We start from the raw sequence: 2550 nt of genomic DNA, 5'->3' as shown, positions 1-2550 counted from the left end.
GCTTTACGGCTGCGCACATTATACGTCGCGAAAAAGTTGAACTTCTCCTGCCGCAGGTTCAGGTCCACGCCGCCGTTAGCACCACCCAGGGTAGATGCGCCGGCATTCACCTGCCCGTTAATACCCGCTTTGCGGTTCTTTTTCAGCACAATGTTCAGTATACCGCTCATGCCTTCTGCATCGTATTTGGCAGAGGGGTTGGTAACCACTTCTATGCGCTCAATAGCATCGGCCGGGATCTGGTCAATGGTAAGGGTAGTAGGGCGGCCATCCACAAAAATGGTAGGGCTACCGTTACGTACCGATACGTTGCCATCAATATCCACGCTCACAGAAGGCACCTGCTTCAGCACATCGGCAGCAGTGCCGCCTACAGTAGAAAGACTTTTATCTACATTAAAAACCTTCTTGTCAATAGCCATGGTATAGGTAGGTTTGGTGCCTACCACTTCCACACCCGCCAGTGATTTTACGTTGGCGCTTAATTTTATATTGCCCGCATCTACCTGGCTGCCGGCCTTCAGGTTAATATTTTTATAGACGGTTGTATATCCAATGAAATTTACCTTCAGCAGGTACCTGCCTGCAGCTACGTTCTCGAAGTTAAAATCGCCATTACCTTTGGAAAGCATACCGGTTACAACGGTAGAGTCGGAGGGCCGTAAAAGAGCTACAGAAGCATATTCTACAGGTTTATTACCCTGTGCATCCACCAGTTTCCCTATAATAGCGCCCTGCGTTGCGCCTGCATGCTGCGCCTGTGTAGTAATATTAGATCCAAGTAGTATGATTACCAACCCCCAAAAGGCAAAAGTCCGCATATAAAATTTTTTCTTCCTCAAGATTTGCTTTAATCCCAGCCCATAAAAGTAATAGGAATCCAGTGCGTTAAACCCGTTTTATGATGAATGGTAACGGCAGTAATTTTCCACATCCATGCCCTTATATCCTGCATCATTTCTCAAACTTCGTACCTTTACCCACACGCCTAACTAATACCCATATGCACCGCGATTACCAACCTGACTGGGATATATATACCTGCGCTATTGAAGATAGCCCGGCCATTATTGGGCTGGACCTTGACCTGCGCCGCTTTGCCCCGCTGAAAGATAAACCGCATGCCATATTTATATCAGTATACCTGAACCATCCCCGTTCCGATGGTTTTCCGCAAGGGGATGAATTTGCTACCCTGGGTGAAATAGAGGACAGCCTGGTTGAGCAGCTGGAAGAAAAGCTGAATGCCTATTTTGTGGGCCGCACCATTTCAAATGGCGTGCGCGACTTTTACTTTTATACCGGTAATACCCTGCTGCACGACAAAGCCATTTCCGATGTGATGATTAATTTCCCCAATTACCGCTACGATTTTGGGGTGCAGGAAGACCGCACCTGGGAGCTTTATTTCGATTTTTTACTGCCGGATGTGCAGGAATTTCAACGGATCCAGAACCGTAAAGTGATGCGTATGCTCCAGAAACACGGGGATATTGGGGAGATGGAACGCCCCATTGACCACTGGATCTATTTTAGCCGGGAAGCCGAACGTGACCGGTACTGGCAACATGTAAAAAAAGACGGCTTCCGTATAGAGAAAAACAGCCGCAGCAGCGAAAAAGACTACCCTTTTGTACTGCATATTTCCCGTGAGGATAAAACCACCGACCAGCGCATAGACCAGGTAGTAATGTACCTGTGGGAGCTGGCCCGCGAAATGAATGCCCGCTACGACGGCTGGGAAACCGTAATTGTAAAATAACCGCAGCTTAAACCAACTTACCCGCCGGCTGATCTGGCACGCTTGGAATGATAATTGTATCCACACTGTTATTAACTTAAAACTATTAGCTTATGTTACGCTGGGCACTTATCTTCTTTATTGTTGCCATTATCGCAGCAATCTTCGGATTTGGCGGAATAGCGGCTGGTGCTGCATCCATAGCCAAAATACTCTTCTTCATTTTTGTGGTATTATTCCTTGTATCCCTGTTATCAGGATTACTGAGGAGATAGATCAGGGGACCAAAAAATTAGACGGAACGGACTAAAGGAAAATATTGGGCAAGGACAAAAATCCTTTCTTTATTTTCCTTTTTTCCGTTTCTTCTTTTTTTAATACATTACACATAAGTACTGTTACACGCGTTTTAAGCTGTCTGAAAAGATTGGGAAGATTTATTAAAATATATTGGTTAATCTGCTGTTGCTATTTGCTGCAGCCACATATAGTGCAGGGGGGAATGAAGCCGGCTTTTGAAGTTCCGCAGGAAGCCGATACCACGCCCCAGCCCCGCCGGAATACGATATTCAAACGCCTTGCCCAATACCGGGACTCCATCCGTAATAAAAATTACCGCGATTCGCTGGTGCGCCGCATTACCCGGCAAAATGTGCCGGAACCCGCAGGCTCCGACAGTACCCTTATAAAAAGTGAAAAGTATTTTACCCCTTACAGCGGTAAGGTAGTGCGCGATATTTATTACCGGCAGGTAAATGTATTTGGCCCCCGCAACATTAATGATACCGCTTTCCGCAGCGGTATGAGGC

Annotated in this window: 4 protein-coding genes; 3 read left to right on the top strand and 1 reads right to left on the bottom strand. The window is 46.6% G+C overall.

Translation table 11 applies throughout. The annotated features are described in order from the left end of the window. On the bottom strand, positions 1–797 hold a 797-nt coding region (locus VIM87_RS04820; RefSeq protein WP_331995880.1), incomplete at its 3' end, for a carboxypeptidase regulatory-like domain-containing protein. 206 nt (positions 798–1003) lie between these two features. Between VIM87_RS04820 and VIM87_RS04815 the strand changes: the two genes are divergently transcribed. The 3 genes from VIM87_RS04815 to VIM87_RS04805 form a co-directional block, all read left to right on the top strand. After that, positions 1004–1762, top strand: a complete 759-nt coding sequence (locus tag VIM87_RS04815; RefSeq protein WP_331995879.1) for a DUF695 domain-containing protein — start codon at positions 1004–1006, stop codon at positions 1760–1762. Positions 1763–1854: 92 nt separating this feature from the next. Beyond that, positions 1855–2016 (top strand): DUF1328 family protein, encoded by a 162-nt coding sequence (locus VIM87_RS04810; RefSeq protein WP_089911396.1) that lies wholly within the window; start codon positions 1855–1857, stop codon positions 2014–2016. Between the two features lie 227 nt (positions 2017–2243). Beyond that, positions 2244–2550, top strand: a 307-nt coding sequence (locus VIM87_RS04805; RefSeq protein ID WP_331995878.1) for a hypothetical protein, incomplete at its 3' end; no start/stop codon positions are given.

It is taken from the genome of Chitinophaga sp. (assembly GCF_036569125.1).
GTDB lineage: Bacteria > Bacteroidota > Bacteroidia > Chitinophagales > Chitinophagaceae > Chitinophaga.
The sequence above is the reverse complement of the archived record's forward strand: the minus strand, read 5'-3'. Positions and strand labels throughout refer to the sequence as shown.

What these genes read in the sequence shown, in the direction of transcription:
- VIM87_RS04815 (WP_331995879.1), top strand. Translation starts at nt 1,004, where the DNA reads ATGCACCGCGATTACCAACCTGACTGGGATATATATACCTGCGCTATT.
- VIM87_RS04810 (WP_089911396.1), top strand. Translation starts at nt 1,855, where the DNA reads ATGTTACGCTGGGCACTTATCTTCTTTATTGTTGCCATTATCGCAGCA.